The sequence below is a fragment of the Methylotetracoccus oryzae genome (assembly GCF_006175985.1).
GTDB lineage: Bacteria > Pseudomonadota > Gammaproteobacteria > Methylococcales > Methylococcaceae > Methylotetracoccus > Methylotetracoccus oryzae.
In genome coordinates this window covers 91,072-107,607 of record NZ_SRSH01000009.1, presented here as the reverse complement: position 1 = coordinate 107,607, position 16,536 = coordinate 91,072, and the positions used below count along the sequence as shown (strand labels likewise).

The 16,536-nt window shown below is 64.6% G+C and carries 16 protein-coding genes; 11 read left to right on the top strand and 5 right to left on the bottom strand.

The features are described 5' to 3' along the window. Positions 1–2 precede the first annotated feature (2 nt). A complete protein-coding gene (locus tag BWR02_RS10790) occupies positions 3–1,202 on the bottom strand; it encodes a cytochrome-c peroxidase (RefSeq protein WP_236102130.1) in 1,200 nt (399 codons plus the stop codon). A gap of 210 nt (positions 1,203–1,412) precedes the next feature. On the opposite strand from BWR02_RS10790, the gene alaC reads away from it, so the two are divergent. The 9 genes from alaC to ccmI all read left to right on the top strand — a co-directional run bounded on the left by alaC (position 1,413) and on the right by ccmI (position 10,013). Further along, complete coding sequence (gene alaC / locus BWR02_RS10785) at positions 1,413–2,597, top strand: alanine transaminase (RefSeq protein ID WP_139557788.1); 1,185 nt, start codon at positions 1,413–1,415, stop codon at positions 2,595–2,597. A gap of 33 nt (positions 2,598–2,630) precedes the next feature. Then, complete coding sequence (locus BWR02_RS10780) at positions 2,631–3,941, top strand: homoserine dehydrogenase (protein WP_139557787.1); 1,311 nt, start codon at positions 2,631–2,633, stop codon at positions 3,939–3,941. A gap of 68 nt (positions 3,942–4,009) precedes the next feature. Further along, the gene (thrC, locus tag BWR02_RS10775) at positions 4,010–5,101 is read left to right on the top strand and encodes a threonine synthase (RefSeq protein WP_139557786.1); all 1,092 of its coding nucleotides are present in this window, start codon (positions 4,010–4,012) and stop codon (positions 5,099–5,101) included. Positions 5,102–5,187: 86 nt separating this feature from the next. Next, positions 5,188–5,358, top strand: coding sequence for a heme exporter protein CcmD (gene ccmD, locus BWR02_RS10770; protein WP_129883727.1), 171 nt, complete (start codon positions 5,188–5,190; stop codon positions 5,356–5,358). Then, positions 5,355–5,819, top strand: a complete 465-nt coding sequence (gene ccmE / locus BWR02_RS10765) for a cytochrome c maturation protein CcmE (protein ID WP_139557785.1) — start codon at positions 5,355–5,357, stop codon at positions 5,817–5,819. The genes ccmD and ccmE overlap by 4 nt, the downstream gene beginning before the upstream one ends. Next, positions 5,816–7,789, top strand: coding sequence for a heme lyase CcmF/NrfE family subunit (locus tag BWR02_RS10760; RefSeq protein ID WP_139557784.1), 1,974 nt, complete (start codon positions 5,816–5,818; stop codon positions 7,787–7,789). Before ccmE ends, BWR02_RS10760 begins: the two co-directional genes overlap by 4 nt. A 25-nt stretch (positions 7,790–7,814) precedes the next feature. Further along, positions 7,815–8,345, top strand: a complete 531-nt coding sequence (locus BWR02_RS10755; protein WP_328591520.1) for a DsbE family thiol:disulfide interchange protein — start codon at positions 7,815–7,817, stop codon at positions 8,343–8,345. Next, on the top strand, positions 8,342–8,806 hold the full coding sequence (locus BWR02_RS10750) for a cytochrome c-type biogenesis protein (protein WP_236102128.1): 465 nt from the start codon (positions 8,342–8,344) through the stop codon (positions 8,804–8,806). The genes BWR02_RS10755 and BWR02_RS10750 overlap by 4 nt, the downstream gene beginning before the upstream one ends. 4 nt (positions 8,807–8,810) lie before the next feature. Further along, complete coding sequence (gene ccmI, locus BWR02_RS10745; protein ID WP_139557782.1) at positions 8,811–10,013, top strand: c-type cytochrome biogenesis protein CcmI; 1,203 nt, start codon at positions 8,811–8,813, stop codon at positions 10,011–10,013. 33 nt (positions 10,014–10,046) lie between these two features. Here the strand turns inward: ccmI and BWR02_RS10740 are convergent, their stop codons facing one another. Together BWR02_RS10740 and apaG are read right to left on the bottom strand one after the other, a co-directional pair. Further along, positions 10,047–10,880: a symmetrical bis(5'-nucleosyl)-tetraphosphatase gene (locus BWR02_RS10740; protein ID WP_139557781.1), complete on the bottom strand. Its 834-nt coding sequence runs from the start codon at positions 10,878–10,880 to the stop codon at positions 10,047–10,049. A gap of 12 nt (positions 10,881–10,892) precedes the next feature. Further along, on the bottom strand, positions 10,893–11,270 hold the full coding sequence (apaG, locus tag BWR02_RS10735) for a Co2+/Mg2+ efflux facilitator ApaG/CorD (RefSeq protein ID WP_129883732.1): 378 nt from the start codon (positions 11,268–11,270) through the stop codon (positions 10,893–10,895). Between the two features lie 244 nt (positions 11,271–11,514). Between apaG and mpl the strand changes: the two genes are divergently transcribed. Next, a complete protein-coding gene (gene mpl, locus BWR02_RS10730) occupies positions 11,515–12,891 on the top strand; it encodes a UDP-N-acetylmuramate:L-alanyl-gamma-D-glutamyl-meso-diaminopimelate ligase (protein ID WP_139557780.1) in 1,377 nt (458 codons plus the stop codon). Positions 12,892–12,942: 51 nt separating this feature from the next. On the opposite strand, the gene BWR02_RS10725 is transcribed toward mpl, so the two are convergent. After that, positions 12,943–13,878: a hypothetical protein gene (locus BWR02_RS10725; protein ID WP_139557779.1), complete on the bottom strand. Its 936-nt coding sequence runs from the start codon at positions 13,876–13,878 to the stop codon at positions 12,943–12,945. Positions 13,879–14,242: 364 nt separating this feature from the next. Between BWR02_RS10725 and BWR02_RS10720 the strand changes: the two genes are divergently transcribed. Continuing rightward, entirely contained in the window at positions 14,243–14,938 is a 696-nt protein-coding gene (locus BWR02_RS10720; protein ID WP_139557777.1) for a hypothetical protein, read from the top strand. A gap of 177 nt (positions 14,939–15,115) precedes the next feature. Here the strand turns inward: BWR02_RS10720 and cysG are convergent, their stop codons facing one another. Beyond that, positions 15,116–16,528: a siroheme synthase CysG gene (gene cysG, locus BWR02_RS10715; RefSeq protein ID WP_139557775.1), complete on the bottom strand. Its 1,413-nt coding sequence runs from the start codon at positions 16,526–16,528 to the stop codon at positions 15,116–15,118. Between the last annotated feature and the right edge of the window lie 8 nt (positions 16,529–16,536).

Sequence of the window (16,536 nt, the reverse complement as noted above, 5' to 3'; positions counted from 1 at the left end):
AGTCACTCCGTCACGGACGGCAACCGGTAACCGTCGGTCAGGGTCTGCAGGAAGGCCACGATGTCGTCGACTTCCTGATCGGTCAGACCCAGTCGGCCGAGTTCATTCCGATTCACGTTGTCGGTCACCTCGGGCCGGGGCCAACAGCCCCTATGCAAGGCGCTTGCCTCGCTGACGAACCGTGACTTGCACGCCGGCCTGACGTCACGATCGTTGTAGAAGGCAACCACTGCCCGAAGGCTGGCGAAGTAACCGTTGTGCATGTACGGCCCGCTGACGGCGACGTTGCGCAGCGTCGGCACCTTGAACTTTCCGTCTTCCGAGGGCCGCGCGAGAACCGCTCCCAAACCCCTGTCGACGAACTCACGCTGGTCCGGATTGAACTCCGCGTGCAAACCGTAGAAAGGATTCGCCGGATTGCGAGGCACGCCGAGATTGTCATAGGTGTAGTCTGTGAACAGCGGCGGGGTCCGGCCCGGCCCCGGGGCACTGGGATGACATGCGGCGCAGTTGCCCTTGTCCGGATCCTCGAACAGACGCAGCCCGTTCGCTTCGGCTGGGGTCAGCGCGACCTTCCCGGCGAGATATGCGTCGTACTTGGAACTGAAGCGGTTCATCAGGCGAGTGTTCTCGAACGTGGCAATCGCATCTGCTATACGGTCGTAGGCACGATCGACCTCGGCCAACGCCCTGGGCCCGTAAACGGCGCGGAACAGATCGGCGTAGCCAGCTTGGCGCACCTTCCGAACGACGGTCGCCTTGTCCGGATTGGCCATCTCGAGCGGGTTCAAGAACGGCATGGCAGCCTGCTCTTCCAGGGTCGCGGCGCGACCGTCGAGGAATTGTCCGCCGACGAAAAGCGCCTCAGCCGGGTCGTAATGGAATGCCGGAGCGAAGGCCGCGTAGGCGGCTGTCGGAGCATTGCGACTACCGAAGCGGCCTGGGGTCACACCTTTCGAGGTGGGCGTGCGTGGATCGGGATCCGCGAACCCGCTGTTCGGGTCGTGACAACTCGAGCACGACTGACCGGGCGGCGTGGACAGGTCGGAATCGAAAAACAGTTTCTGCCCGAGCCGGGCTTTCAGCGGCAGGAATCGCTGACCGCTGAGAACCGGACCTTCGGCCCAACCCGGCACGGACAGCGAGACCATACATGCCGCAGCAGCGGCAATCGGAACAACAACGGAACGAGCGCGTTTCATGGTCGGCACCTGACCGGCATTCACAGATGAGAAAGATTACCATCTGCACCGCAATTTAATCAATTCCCGAACCCACCATCGCCCCGCGGCAGTAGCGCCCAAGCCGAGTTTGACAAGAATCACCGCGGATCTTATTTTTAGACGTTTTGTCACGACGCATTACCGCGTACGACTACCCTCCCCTAACGATCTCTGCCAGCCGAGCCGCGAATGGAAGAATTTCAGCGCATCAAACGCTTGCCGCCATACGTCTTCAACATCGTCAATGAACTGAAGGCGAAGGAACGAGCGGCCGGCAGCGACATCATCGACTTCGGCATGGGTAATCCGGACCGTCCGACACCCAAGCACATCGTCGACAAACTGGTTGAGGTTTCGCGCAAGGACACCAACCACCGCTATTCGGTGTCGCGTGGCATTCCACGCCTGCGCCGCGCCATCTGCAACTGGTACCGGGACCGCTTCGACGTCGAACTGGATCTGGACACTCAGGCGATCGTAACGATCGGCTCGAAGGAAGGCCTGGCTCATCTGGCGATGGCCACGATGGGACCCGGCGACGCGGTGCTCGTGCCCAACCCCGCCTATCCGATCCATCCGTATGGCTTCGTACTCGCCGGGGCGGATGTGCGCCACGTGCCTTTAGTCGACGGTGTCGACTTCTTCGAGGAACTCGAAAAGGCCATCAAGACATCCTGGCCGAAGCCGAAGATGCTGGTCCTGAACTTTCCGGGCAATCCGACGACGCAGTGCGTCGATTTGGACTTCTTCGAGAAGGTCATCGAAATCGCGCGGGAATACCGGATCTGGGTGGTCCATGACCTCGCTTACGCCGACCTCGTCTTCGACGGGTACGTCGCCCCGTCGATCCTGCAGGTCCCACATGCGACCGAAGTCGCCGTCGAGTTCTTCACGCTATCGAAGAGCTACAACATGCCGGGCTGGCGCGTGGGTTTCATGTGTGGCAACCCCGAACTGGTCGCAGCGCTGGCCCGCATCAAGTCCTATCTGGACTACGGGATGTTCACCCCGATTCAGGTCGCTGCGATCACCGCGCTGGAAGGCCCCCAGGATTGCGTCCACGAGATCTGCGAACTCTATCGATCACGCCGGGATACGCTGTGCAAGGGCCTGAACGACATCGGCTGGCACGTCGAGAAGCCGCGCGGCACCATGTTCGTCTGGGCTCCGATCCCGGAGCAGTACCGCACGATGGGCTCGCTGGAATTTGCGAAAAAGCTGTTGCTCGATGCGCAAGTCGCCGTGTCGCCCGGCATCGGCTTCGGTGAGTTCGGCGACGACCACGTGCGTTTCAGCCTGATCGAGAACGAACACCGGACGCGACAGGCCGTGCGCGGTATCCGTCATATGCTGCGGCGGGACAATGCAGTATGATCGCCGGTCCAGATGCCACGTGAGGACCTGTCAGTGAAGCCGGTAAAGATTGGCCTGCTCGGGCTGGGTACGGTCGGCGGCGGCACCGTCAACGTGCTGCGTCGAAATGCCAGCGAGATCAGCCGGCGCGCCGGCCGCGAGATTCAGATCGCCCGGATTGCGACTCGCAACCTCGCGCGCGCCCGAATTTGCGACACCAGCGGGCTGGAAGTCACCACCGATCCGCATGCAGTCGTCGACGATCCCGACATCCAGATCGTCGTCGAGCTGATCGGCGGCGAAGTACCGGCCAAAGATCTGGTGCTGCGGGCCCTGAACCGGGGCAAGCATGTCGTTACCGCGAACAAGATGCTGATTGCGCTGCACGGCAACGAGATATTCGCCGAGGCGAGCCGACGCGGGTTGATGGTGGCCTTCGAAGCCGCCGTGGCAGGCGGCATCCCGATCATCAAGACCTTGCGTGAGGGCCTGGCCGGCAATCGCGTCGAGTGGGTTGCCGGGATCATCAACGGGACCTGCAACTTCATCCTGACCGAAATGCGCGACAAAGGGCGCGATTTCGACAGCGTGCTGAAGGAGGCCCAGGCGCTGGGTTATGCCGAGGCCGACCCCGCCTTCGACATCGAGGGTACGGACACCGCGCACAAGCTGACGATCCTGGCCTCGATCGCGTTCGGCATCCCGCTGCAGTTCCAGCGCGTCTACGTCGAAGGCATCACCGGCATCACCGCCACGGACGTCGCCTATGCGGAAGCCCTGGGCTATAGGATCAAATTGCTGGGCATCGCGCGGCGGACGGAACGGGGGGTGGAACTGCGGGTGCACCCGACCCTGATTCCCGAGCGCAGGCTGATCGCCAACGTGGCGGGCGTCATGAACGCCATCCTGGTCAAGGGCGACGCGGTAGGGCCCACGCTGTACTATGGCGCCGGCGCCGGCGCCGAGCCGACGGCGTCCTCGGTCGTGGCGGATCTGGTCGATGTCGTGCGCACGCTGACTTCCGATTCCGAGAATCGCGTCCCGCATCTCGCGTTCCAGCCGCAGTCGATCTCCGACATCCCGGTACTCGGTATCGACGAGGTCGAAACGGCCTACTACCTGAGACTGAACGCCGAAGACAAACCGGGCGTGCTGGCGGACATCGCCCGGATCCTCGCCAACCAGGGCATCAGCATCGAGGCCTTGATACAGAAGGAGGCACCCACGGGCGCGAGTCATCTGCCGATCATCATGATCACCCACCGGGTGCTGGAGCGGGAGCTGAATGCGGCGCTGGCGCAGATCGAAGCCCTCGACACGATCCAGGGTCCCGCCGTGCGGATCCGCCTCGAAACCCTGAAGTAAGCCCGAGCCCCAAAGCCGGACTCGCGCGTTACGCCCGACGCCCCAGCCCTTTCGCAACGACTGCCATCATGCCTTCAGCCAACCGCTACATCGGACTCATCCACCGCTACCGCGACCGCCTGCCCTGCACGGACAAGACCTGTCCGATCAGCCTTGGCGAGGGCAACACGCCGTTGATCCAACTCCACAACATCCCGAGGCTGATCGGAAGGGACGTTGCGTTGTATGTCAAGTTCGAGGGGCTGAACCCCACGGGCTCCTTCAAGGACCGCGGCATGACCATGGCCGTGTCGAAAGCCGTCGAGGAGGGCAGCCGGGCGATCATCTGCGCGTCGACCGGCAACACGTCTGCCGCCGCCGCCGCGTATGCCGGACGTGCCGGCATCACGGCCTTCGTATTGATTCCCGACGGCAAAATCGCCATGGGCAAGCTGGCCCAAGCCATGCTGTACGGCGCGGTCGTGCTGCAGATCAAGGGCAATTTCGATGACGGCATGCGGATCGTGAAGGAGATCGCCGACCATGCGCCGGTCACGATCGTCAATTCGATCAACCCGTTCCGTATCGACGGGCAGAAGACAGCGGCGTTCGAGATCGTCGACGAACTGGGCGAGGCCCCCACCTATCATTGCCTCCCGGTCGGCAATGCCGGCAACATCACTGCCTACTGGAAGGGCTACAGCGAATATGCGATCGGCACCGAGCGCCATCCACCGGTGACCGACCGGCGACCGATCATGCTGGGTTATCAGGCCGCGGGCGCCGCACCTTTCCTGACCGGCGAAATGATCGACCATCCCGAGACCATCGCCACCGCAATCCGCATCGGGCACCCGCAATCCTGGGACGGGGCCTGGCGCGCGCAACGTGAATCGGGCGGCTGGTTCGCCGGCTTCACCGATCAGGAGATTCTGGCGGCGCAAAAACTGCTCGCCGAGAAGGAAGGCATCTTTTGCGAGCCTGCCTCGGCGATTTCGGTAGCCGGCGCAATCCATGACATCGAACGGGGCCGCATCCCCGAGGGCAGTACGGTCGTTTGCACCCTGACCGGACACGGCCTCAAGGATCCGGACACGGCCATCGGGCAATGCACGACCAAGCCGCGCACTGTCGAAGCCCAACTCGATGCGGTGAAACGCGCTATCCTCGATACACTCTAAGGGGGTGTGAAGAGGCCGGCCGCTACAGTGCCAGTCCCCTCGCCGCCACAAACACTGAACGACAGCGCCAGGCGCACGACCTCACGATGGACTTCGAACACTTTCTGAACATGGGCGGCTATGCCGCCTACGTGTGGCCGGCCTACGGGCTGGCCGCGCTCGTGCTCGCCGCCAACCTGATCGCGGCGCGCCGCCGCCACACCCGTGTGCAGCGACGATTCTCAGCCTTGTACCAACAGCGCAAGAGTTCCGCATGACACGGCGGCATCAGCGCATGCTGGCGGTGAGCGGCATCCTTATCGGGATCGCGGTCGCTGCATTTTTTGCTCTGTCCGCATTCCAGAAGAACCTGCTGTACTTCTACACTCCATCACAGGTCGCCGCGGGCGAAGCGCCCAAAGGCTATCCATTCCGCGTCGGCGGCCTGGTCGTTCCGGGCAGCGTGAAGCGCGATGCCGGCAGTCTGAAGGTGGGATTCGAGGTCACCGACGGTCCGGCGAGCGTCGCGGTCACCTACAGTGGCATCCTTCCGGACCTTTTCCGGGAAGGCCAGGGGATCATCTCGATCGGGCAGTTGAATCAGGACGGCGTGTTCGAAGCCACCGAGGTCCTCGCCAAGCACGACGAAAACTACATGCCGCCCGAAATCGCCGACACCGTGAAGCACGGCGCCGACGGCAAGCCCGTCCTCGATTACCAGGCCTGGCAACCGAAATGATCGCCGAACTCGGCCATCTGGCCCTGGTCATGGCCTTGATGATGGCACTGCTGCAGGCCGGTTTCCCATTGGCCGGTGCCGCGGGTGGCGTACCGCTGTGGATGGCGGTTGCCCGGGGCGCCGGGCGCGCACAGTGTTTCTTCCTGCTCGCGGCGTTCGGGTGCCTGGCGGCCAGCTTCGCCCTCAACGACTTCTCGGTCGCCTACGTCGCACAGCACTCCAACAGCGCGCTGCCCCTCTACTATCGCCTGTCCGCGGTCTGGGGCGGACACGAGGGCTCGATGCTGCTCTGGGCGACCATCCTGGGGCTGTGGACGCTGGCGGTGACCATTTTCAGCCGCAGCCTGACCGAGGACTTCGTGGCCCGCGTGCTCGGTGTCATGGGGCTGGTCAGCATCGGCATCCTGCTGTTCATCCTGCTGACTTCGAATCCATTCGAGCGCTTGGCGGTACCACCTGCGGACGGCAATGACCTGAACCCGCTGCTGCAGGATTTCGGCATGACGATCCATCCGCCGATGCTCTATATGGGTTACGTCGGCCTCAGCGTCGCGTTCAGCTTCGCCGTCGCCGCACTGCTGAGCGGATCGCTGGATGCAGCCTGGGCCCGCTGGTCGCGCCCATGGACATTGGTCGCGTGGACGTTCCTGACAGCCGGCATCACGCTGGGTTCCTGGTGGGCGTACTACGAACTCGGCTGGGGCGGCTGGTGGTTCTGGGACCCGGTGGAAAACGCCTCATTCATGCCATGGCTGGTCGCGACTGCACTGATCCATTCGCTGGCCGTGACCGAGAAGCGCGGGGCGTTCAAGGCCTGGACGGTGTTGCTGGCCATCTTTGCATTTTCGCTGAGCCTGCTGGGCACCTTCCTGGTCCGCTCGGGCGTGCTGACCTCCGTGCATGCCTTCGCGACCGACCCGGCCCGCGGACTGTTCATCCTGGTGCTGCTCGGCGTCGTGATCGGCGGATCTCTCATGCTGTATGGCTTGCGCGCACCCGCTGTCCGTGACAACGCGCGCTACGAACTCGTCTCGCGCGAAAACCTGCTGTTGCTGAATAACGTCCTGCTGGTCACGGCTGCCGGTAGCATCCTGCTGGGTACGCTGTATCCACTGGTGGTCGACGCGCTCGGCCTCGGCAAGATCTCGGTCGGACCGCCCTATTTCGATGCCGTGTTCGCGCCGGTGATGGCCCCGGTATTCCTGCTGGCCGGCACGGGTCTGCTGTTTCCGTGGCGCAGTGCCAGTCTGACCGCCATTGCACGCCGAACCCGTTGGCTGGCCCTGCTGAGCGTTACCGCTGGGATCGTCACCATGGCGGTGTTCTGGAACCTGCGCGACATCAAGACCTTCGCCACGATCACGCTGGCGATCTGGCTTGTGGCCACGGCCGGCTATACGCTCTGGAGCCGCGTTCGTCTGCGCGAACACTGGCTGGCGGGCCTCCGCTCCCAGTCGCGCGGCGTCTACGGCATGACCCTTGCCCACGCCGGGCTGGCCGTGGTGTTGATCGGCATCGCCCTGTCGGGCTGCTACACGGTCGAGAAGACCGTCCGCCTCGCGCCAAGCGAGACCGTGACAATCGGCGACTACGCGTTCACCTTTCGCGGGACAACCCGCGTGGAAGGCCCGAACTACACGGCCTCTCAAGGCGAATTCGCGGTGCGCTCGGGTACCCGCGAGGTGATACTCAAGCCCGAAAAGCGCGCCTACCGGGTCCAACGCAACACGATGACCGAAGCGGCGATCGACCCGGGCCTCACCCGCGACCTTTACGTCGCGCTGGGTGAACCGATGGACAACGGCGCCTGGAGCGTCCGCCTCTACTATAAGCCGTTCATTCGATGGATCTGGCTGGGCGGCCTGTGTATGGCACTCGGCGGCGTGCTGGCCGCGAGCGACAAGCGTTATCGCGTCGCCGCACGCCAGAAGGCCGCGCTGTCAGCGGCGCCTTCGTCGGCCACTGCCTGAACCCGGGGGAACCCTGCCCTTGCGCCTGACCTTCCTGATCCCGCTGGTCGTTTTCGTGCTGATGGTCGTGCTACTCGGCGTAGGGCTGACACTCAATCCGCGCGAAGTGCCGTCACCCTTCATCGGGAAGCCGGCACCGGCTTTCTCCGTGCCGCAACTGCATGCACCGGACGAGGCGCTGACCAGCGAGGTGTTCCGCGGACAGGTCAGCCTGTTGAACGTCTGGGCCTCGTGGTGCGTTTCGTGCCGACAGGAACATCCGTTGCTCGTGGAACTCGCGAAGACCGACCGCGTGCCCATTTACGGCCTTAATTACAAGGACGAGCGGAATGCCGCCCTGGAATGGCTGGCGCGGCTCGGCAATCCGTATCGCAGCAGCGCGTTCGATGCGGACGGGCGCATCGGCATCGATTGGGGCGTCTACGGCGTCCCCGAGACCTTCGTGATCGACCGCAAGGGCATCATCCGGCACAAGTTCACCGGCCCGCTGACGCGTGAGGCAATCGACGACATTCTGCTGCCACTCGTCCAGCAGCTCAAAGGAGAGCCGGGTTGAAGCGCTCTGTCCGGGCCTGCCTGCTCGTTCTGTGCTGCGGCTGCGTTCCCGTTGCGAGCGCCACCGAAATCCGGACCTTCAAGGACACCACCGAACAGCTGCGTTACGAGCAGCTGGTTGAGGAATTGCGCTGTCTCGTTTGTCAAAACCAGTCCCTGGCCGACTCCGACGCGGACCTGGCGCGCGACCTTCGCGACGAGGTCTACCAGATCATTCGGAGCGGCAAGAGCGACGAAGAAGCGGTCCAGTTTCTGGTGGAGCGATATGGCGACTTCGTGTTGTACCGCCCGCCGGTCAAGCCCATGACCTGGTTGCTATGGCTCGGCCCGTTCTTGGCATTGGCCGGCGGCCTGCTGTTCATCCGATCCCGCACCCGGCAGCACGCCGCTACGCGGTCGCCCGAGCTAAACGCAGCTGAGCGCGAGCGACTGCGCCAACTGGAAGGCGATACCCGGAAATGAACCGATGACCGAGTTCTGGAGTCTGGCAGCGCTGCTGGTGCTGTTCGGGCTAGGCCTTATCCTGCCGGTGTTGCTCAGCCGGGGTCGGCAGGCAAGCCTCGCCCGCCGCGATCTGAATCTACTGATCCATCAGCAGCGGCGCCATGAACTGGAAGCCGAGGATCTCGATGCCGGTCAGGCAGCGGCACTGCAGACAGAACTGGACCGCACACTGCTCGACGATCTGGATGCTGCGCCTGACGCAGCGCCATCGAAATCCGCCGCGGCGGGACGCACAGCCGTCGTCGCCGGCATCCTGGGTGCCGTCGCGGGCGGCCTGTTGTTGTACGGGCAACTCGGACGGCTGGATCTGGTGCGCGCACCGCCCGCCTCCACCGCCGAGGCTCGCGAGTCCCTGCAAGCCACCGTCGAACAACTGGCAGCCAAGCTCGCAAAAGAGCCGAACGATCTGCAGGGATGGCTGTTGCTCGGACGCTCGCTGGAAGCCATGGGCAACTCAGCAAAGGCGCTGACGGCTTACGAGTTCGCACGCAAGCTCGCTCCCGACAACCTCGACATCACCGCGTTGTACGCGCAGGCGCTGGCCGAGAACAACGGTGGCTCGATGGCCGGCGAACCCGCGAAACTGGTTGACGGCATCCTCGCGCGGGATCCAAGGCACCCGACTGGCCTATGGCTGGCCGGTCTGGGCGCGGCAGAGCGCAACGAGATGGCCGCGGCGGCCGGTTACTGGCGCGCGCTGGCAAAGCAACTGCCGCCCGATAGCGAAGAGTATCGAACCGTCGCCGACTACATCGCGCAGGCCGAGGCTGCCGCACCATCCGGCGACGCGCCCGCAGTCGCTCCCCAGCCGGCTTCCGGCGCCCGCATTGCTGTCCATGTGACCCTGTCCCCCGCCCTCAAGTCCAGAGCGGCGCCCGACGACAGCGTGTTCATCTTTGCCCGTGCCAGCGAGGGCCCGCCGATGCCGCTCGCGGTGGTGCGTCGTCAGGTACGTGACCTGCCATTGGAGGTGACGCTGGACGATTCGATGGCCATGATGGCCGGACGCAAGCTCTCGTCCTTCGAGCGGATCGTGATCGGCGCACGCATCTCGAAGAGCGGCAAGCCGACACCGTCACCGGGCGACCTGCAGGGCCTCAGCGCACCGCTGCCCAGCAACACCACGACCGTTCAGTCGATCGAGATCCACGAGATCGTGCCGTAGCCCTTCCGGCGATACGGATCGGGCGCGACCGCGCTACCCCTTCGGCTGATAACCCTCGGCTCCGTTCAGGCACGGCACTGCAACCCGTTGAGACACTCCGTCGAGACGCAGCGCGGTCAGTTCGCCGCCCCAGAGGCATCCGGTATCGAGCGCATGGCATCCGCCCGACACCCTGAACCCCAGCGTCGACCAGTGCCCGAACACGATTGCTGCACCGGCGCTGCGCCGACCCGGGATCTCGAACCACGGCAGGAGCCCGTCACGCTGCGTACCGGGCAGCCCCTTGTCGCGGAAGTCGAGCCGCCAATCCGGCGCGACGTAGCGCATGCGAGTGAAGGCGTTGACGATGTAGCGCAGGCGATCCCAGCCGGTCGCCTGCTCCGACCAGCGATCCGGCTCATTGCCATACATCTGGCGCAGGAATGCGGCGCAGTCGGGCCCCCGCAGCACGGCTTCCACCTCGGCGGCGCGGGCGCGCGCCTCGTCTACCGTCCAGTAAGGCGACAAACCCGCATGCACCAAGGTGTAGCGGCCTTCGCGATGACAGAGTGGTTGCCGCCGGAGCCAGTTCAGCAACTCGTCGCGGTCCGGTGCATCGAGGACATCGTGAAATGTGTCCTTCCGCTTCGTGCGGGAAATCCCGAAGGCCACTGCCAGCAGATGCAGGTCATGATTGCCCAGTACCGTGGTCGCTGCCGCTCCCAGCGATCTGATGAGGCGCAAGGTCTCGAGCGATCGAGGGCCACGATTGACGAGATCCCCGGTCAGCAGCAGCCGATCCCGGGCCGGATCAAAGCGGATTTCGTCGAGCAGACTCAGCAGTTCCGCATGACAGCCCTGCACGTCGCCGACGGCATGCAGCGCCATGCGCGGAGAAACTCAGTGCAGAACGCGAGGGATCGCGAGCACGAACGGCGCGATCTCGGCATCGAAATGCTGCCCGTCGTCCGACACCATCTGATATTCGCCCTGCATCGTGCCCAGCGGCGTCTCGATCATGGCCGCGCTCGTGTAGCGGAAGGATTGCCCCGGGACCAGATGCGGCTGCTCGCCGACGACACCGTCACCGCGCACCTCCTGCACTTTCCCATCACTGTCGGTGATCACCCAGTGACGCGACAGAAGCTTCGCCGGAACGCTGCCATTGTTGACGATCGTAATCGTGTAGGAGAAGACGTAACGTCCGGCTTCCGGCGCCGATTGGGATTCCAGGTACCGGGAAACAGCTTCGATCTGTATGCAGTGCTTCTTGCTCATGTGACTAAAGGTGGCTACGCTACGGCGTCTAGTTTAAGCCAAACCGGGATCGCCACAAATCTTCACGCCGCGGCCGACTCGGCCTGATGCGCGGCAAAGTCCGCTGGCTCTCGTTGAACGACACCCACCGCGCTGCAGCGATTTCGGCGAAGCCCCACGTCGGCACGAACTTCGGTCGTGCCACGGGCGGCGAATTCTCCGCCAGACATCGCTGAATGCCGCTCCTTACGACAGGTATTGCCACTTGCACATACATATCCTCGGCATCTGCGGGACCTTCATGGGAGGGCTCGCGATCATGGCCAAAGAACTGGGCCATCACGTCACCGGCTCGGACCAGAACGTGTATCCCCCGATGAGCACGCAGCTCGAGCGCCACGGGATCGGCCTGATGAGCGGCTTCGCGGCTGACAACCTCGACCCGGCGCCGGAACTCGTCATCATCGGCAATGCCCTGTCGCGGGGCAATCCCGAGGTCGAAGCCGTCCTGAACCGGGGCCTGGCCTACACCTCAGGAGCACAGTGGCTGCATGACTTCGTGCTGACCAAGCGGTGGGTTCTGGCCGTGGCCGGGACCCACGGCAAAACCACGACGACCAGCATGCTGGCCTGGATTCTGGAGCAGGCCGGGCTGGAACCCGGCTTCCTGGTCGGGGGCGTGCCACTCAATTTCGGTTTGTCCGCGCGGCTCGGCGGGAGCCGCTTCTTCGTCATCGAAGCCGACGAGTACGACACGGCGTTTTTCGACAAGCGCTCGAAGTTCGTCCATTACCGTCCGCGAACCGCGATCCTGAACAACCTGGAATACGATCATGCGGACATTTTCCCTGACCTCGCGGCCATCCAGCGACAGTTCCACCATCTGATTCGCAGCATCCCCGGTGAGGGACTGATCATTCGGCCTGCGGACGATGGCAATCTGGATGCGGTCGTGGCGATGGGCTGCTGGACTCCGGTGCAGCACACCGGTCTGACAGGCCTGGATCCATCGGGGTCGGCCGATTGGCAAGCGCGCCTCGCGGCAGCGGATGCCAGCCGCTTTGAAGTGTTCTGGCAGGGCCGTTCCGTGGGCGAAGTCGCTTGGGAACTCAGCGGGCATCACAATGCCCGCAATGCGCTGGCCGCCATTGCCGCAGCTCGCCATGCGGGAGTCGAGCCAGAGCGTGCCACGGCCGCGCTCGGCAGCTTCCGTAACGTGAAGCGCCGACTGGAGATCCACGCGACAGTCGACGGCGTTACCCTGTATGACGACTTCGCCCATCACCCGACAGCCATCGCGACAACGCTGGAGGGCTTGCGGGCGCGGGTCGGTGAGTCCCGGATCATCGCGATCCTGGAACCGCGCTCGAACACGATGAAGATGGGAGTGCACGTCGATGCGCTGGCCGCATCGCTCGCCAGCGCCGACCGGGCGATCATCTACCAGGCGCCGGACCTGGGCTGGGATGCGGCGCGCGTCGCGGCAAGCTCAACGCATATCCGCGTATTACCCACGCTCGACGCCATCATCGATCACCTGCGAACCGAAGCCCGAGCCGGCGATCACATCGTCTTCATGAGCAACGGCGGCTTCGGCGCGGTACACGCGAAAACGGCTGAGGCCTTGCGCACGCGACACTGAAGGCGGGGGGCGGCGACTGGACGCCACCAGCCCGCTACGCCTACCGGCGCTTCAGGGCGCAAACAACTGTCTTACCAGTTCGGTTTCCACTTGGTCGGCCGTCGCCCGGAGTTCGGCGAGGTAATCGTCGCGGATCAACTCGTCGGCGAGCGGCAAGTAGTATCCGGCCAGACGCCGCAACGTGACCGCCGACACGGAGTGGACACCCTGGTTGTTCCAGACGGCCGCGGTCAGCGCCGCCCAATTCGCGACGATCGAGTGAAAGCCCTCTTTTCCGCGCGAAAAGACCAGCGATCCATAGGTTTGGACATGGCGGCGAAAGGCCTTTTCCTGGCGCTCGATCTGCTTGGCAACCTGGGCCGTGTCCGTACCGCAGCTGCCGGCGATCGTCTCCGCATAGGCATCGACCAGCATCGCCGGGAAGCGGTCGGTCCGCCGCCTCGCGGCCTGGGCCAGCACGGCGCCCAAGTGACGGCGCGACTTTGCCAAGCGCTGCTCGATCGCCAGGGTGATGAAGGCCTGGTAAAGCTCGGTCGCCTGAGCGTCCGGGATATTGATCCCGAAATCCGCCAGTGGGAGTTCCTCGGCCAGGATAGCGGCCTTGCCGACCACGTAGCCTTGACCGGTCGTGGACGTCAGACTCTCCGTCATCGCGGTCGAGTTCGTGCCCCAGTCATCGTTTTGCGCAACGAACCCGAACCCAAACCCGAAGCTGGTCGGAGCGGACGTGCGCGCGTTCCAGAACGCCAGATACTGAGTGTGCGTGGCGTCGTAGAGTCCGGTCCGGCACCAGGCACTGCTGGTCGTTGAAAAGACGTTCACGCCGACCGCGCCGTAATAGGCCGCCAGACTGCCCCCATTCCGGCTCGAGCTGATGTCTTCGACCATCAGCGCCTGAGCGAGGAATCCCCAGCCGCCCGCTACGGCGGCGACCGGCGAAAGCGCGACTCCCAGTACTGCGAGCCTCAATGCTTTACATCCGTTCATCTTGAACCTCCTTTGCCGCGAACGGCACGAAATCGGTGACGCCGACAACCCGCCACTGGCACGCGGGCACCGCGACAACCCACAGTGTAGCGAAGGACCTGCTGTCTGATGACCCGTCAGCTTCGAGCCGATGCCTTATCGAATGGAGACTAATCCGCCCCCCGCGGCATGGCAATAGGCGTGAACACGTAGGTCGCGGAAGGGCGCCATTGCACCAGCCGGCTTGCTCCGCGCCCTCAGCTGAGCGATCCTCATGGCCTGACAGCAAGCCCACCACCCTTCCGGTGTCCCGATGTTACCGCATCGACTCGACGTTCAAGTGCCATCGCGTGGCGGACTCGCTGCGACCGCAACTGCGGCACTGTTGAGCAGCTGCCTGTTGCTGACCGGGTGTGCGGCCTACGAAGCGCGGGAAGCGGCCAGCGCGCCGATCCCGGCAATGCCGCACTCGGTCCGGCAAGGGTCCATCTCGCTCGGCGCCGACCCTCACGTCCAACCCGAGCGACAGGAAGCGATCTTCGCCGCCGATTTTGCCTCGATCGCCGTGCTGCCGGTCCAGGTCGTCGTCAGTAATGCTGCGGATCTTCCCCTGCACGTCGCACCCGAACAGTTCTCGCTGGCCTTGCCCGGCGGTGAGACGACGACGCCGCGCCCGGGCCCTGAAGTGGCACTGCTGTTTCCGCCCAAACCAGGCGTAGCCCACTACGCCGTGACCGGCGCTGGCATGGTGGGTGGCTTGGCCGGCCCGATCGGCGCTCTGGCGGGCCGGGTTGCCGGTCTGCTGGGCTCCCTGATGCTGAACCAACGCGACGACGAGGCCGCCGACGGTCGCCGCGAAGACTATACGCGGAAGGAATTGCGGACCGTCGATCTCAGGCGCGGCGAGTCGGCACGCGGTTTCCTGTTCTTCGTACTGCCGCACGGGACGCCGCCCTTCGAGGAGGCGGCATTGACCTATACGCCCAGCGCCGATACCGGCCTGCCGGCACTGCGCATCACCCTAAAGGCGCTTCACGTCGGGGCAGCCCCCGCAGCGCCCGAGAAATCTCCGTTCCGCTGACCTACGGTCGCCCGGCTATCGGGTGGGACTGTCGCTACCTCAGCCTGCAACAGCGCAGCCCGCAAGCAGCGCCGCCGTATAGCAGCCATCCCGATCGCATGCCCGGTCCGTAGACGCAGGGGATCTTGGACTGAACCCAAGCCGTATGTTCGGCTTGGCGGAACACCCCGGAGGCCCTCAAGGCGCGCGCGGCAGTCCCGCGGCGGCCTGAAACCAGGCCAGCTTCTGCCGTAAGCGGACGACCTGACCGACGATCACCAGGGTCGGCGCGCTGGCGCCCACCATCGCGACCTTGCCCGGCAAGGTAGAAACCGTGCCGAGAATGACTTTCTGTCCGGGAGTCGTTCCCTGCTGGACCAGCGCGGCAGGACGGTCGGGCTCGCAGCCGTGTGCGATCAACGCTTCACAGATCTGCTCAAGGCCCTGGAGCCCCATATAGATCACGAGTGTCTGCTGTGGCTGCGCAAGCCGCTCCCAGTCCAGGTCGCCGACCGACCCCTCCTTCAAATGCCCGGTCACGAACGTGACCGACTGCGCGCAGTCGCGGTGGGTCAGTGGAATCCCGGCATAGGCAGCGCAGCCGGAAGCTGCAGTGATGCCGGGCACGACCTGAAACGGGATACCCTCATCCATCAAGGTCTCGATCTCCTCGCCGCCGCGCCCGAAGATGAACGGGTCCCCACCCTTTAGCCGCACGACATGCTGCCCCGCTCGCGCCAGACGCGCGAGCAGACGGTTGATATCTTCCTGCGGCAAGGTATGCCGGCTGCGTTCCTTGCCCGCATAAATCCGTTCGGCATCGTTGCGGACCAAGGCCATGACTGCAGGCGAAACCAGTCGGTCGTAGACGACGACATCGGCTTCCTGTATCAGGCGAAAGGCCCGCAGGGTCAGGAGGTCCGGATCGCCCGGGCCCGCGCCGACGAGGGACACCATTCCGACCGCCGACGATCGACCGGCCGCAACTTCGATCAGCCGCTCCAACTGCGCCGCTGCCTCGTCCTCCCGGCCGGCCAGCGCCAGTTCGGCGACCGGACCGCGCAGGCATTGCTCCCAGAACCGGCGCCGCTGATCGCCATTGGTCAAAGCCTGCTTGACCCGTGTCCGGAACCGCTCGGCCAGCTCGGCCAGCCGTCCGTAGGCCGCCGGCAGCAGGGTCTCCAGTTGCGCGCGCACCAGGCGCGCAAGCACCGGTGATGCGCCACCGGTGGAGACCGCAATGATCACCGGCGAGCGGTCGACTATAGCCGGGAAAATGAACGTGCACAGCTCCGGGCAATCCACCACGTTGCAGGCAATGCCGCGCTCACGCGCCGCTGCGACCACCGCCTCGTTGACAGCCCGCACGCCGGTGGCTGACACGACCAGCGCGACCTCTTCCAGGTCATCGGGCTCGAATGGCTTGGCAACATGCGCGATGAGGCCCCGGGTCACCAACTCGGCCACTACCGGGACGAGCTCCGGGGACACGACCGTCACTCGCGCACCGGCGCGCAGCAGCGTGGCAATCTTGCGTGACGCCACTTCGCCGCCACCGACAACCAAACAGGTCTCGCCGGCCACCTTTGCGAAAATCGGTAAGTACTGCATGGTGTCGC

Excerpts from the sequence above, each read along its gene's own strand:
- BWR02_RS10725 (WP_139557779.1), bottom strand. The coding sequence starts at position 13,878 with ATGAACGGATGTAAAGCATTGAGGCTCGCAGTACTGGGAGTCGCGCTT.
- ccmE (WP_139557785.1), top strand. The coding sequence starts at position 5,355 with ATGACACGGCGGCATCAGCGCATGCTGGCGGTGAGCGGCATCCTTATC.
- cysG (WP_139557775.1), bottom strand. The coding sequence starts at position 16,528 with ATGCAGTACTTACCGATTTTCGCAAAGGTGGCCGGCGAGACCTGTTTG.
- apaG (WP_129883732.1), bottom strand. The coding sequence starts at position 11,270 with ATGAGCAAGAAGCACTGCATACAGATCGAAGCTGTTTCCCGGTACCTG.
- ccmD (WP_129883727.1), top strand. The coding sequence starts at position 5,188 with ATGGACTTCGAACACTTTCTGAACATGGGCGGCTATGCCGCCTACGTG.
- BWR02_RS10760 (WP_139557784.1), top strand. The coding sequence starts at position 5,816 with ATGATCGCCGAACTCGGCCATCTGGCCCTGGTCATGGCCTTGATGATG.
- alaC (WP_139557788.1), top strand. The coding sequence starts at position 1,413 with ATGGAAGAATTTCAGCGCATCAAACGCTTGCCGCCATACGTCTTCAAC.
- ccmI (WP_139557782.1), top strand. The coding sequence starts at position 8,811 with ATGACCGAGTTCTGGAGTCTGGCAGCGCTGCTGGTGCTGTTCGGGCTA.
- thrC (WP_139557786.1), top strand. The coding sequence starts at position 4,010 with ATGCCTTCAGCCAACCGCTACATCGGACTCATCCACCGCTACCGCGAC.
- BWR02_RS10790 (WP_236102130.1), bottom strand. The coding sequence starts at position 1,202 with ATGAAACGCGCTCGTTCCGTTGTTGTTCCGATTGCCGCTGCTGCGGCA.
- BWR02_RS10740 (WP_139557781.1), bottom strand. The coding sequence starts at position 10,880 with ATGGCGCTGCATGCCGTCGGCGACGTGCAGGGCTGTCATGCGGAACTG.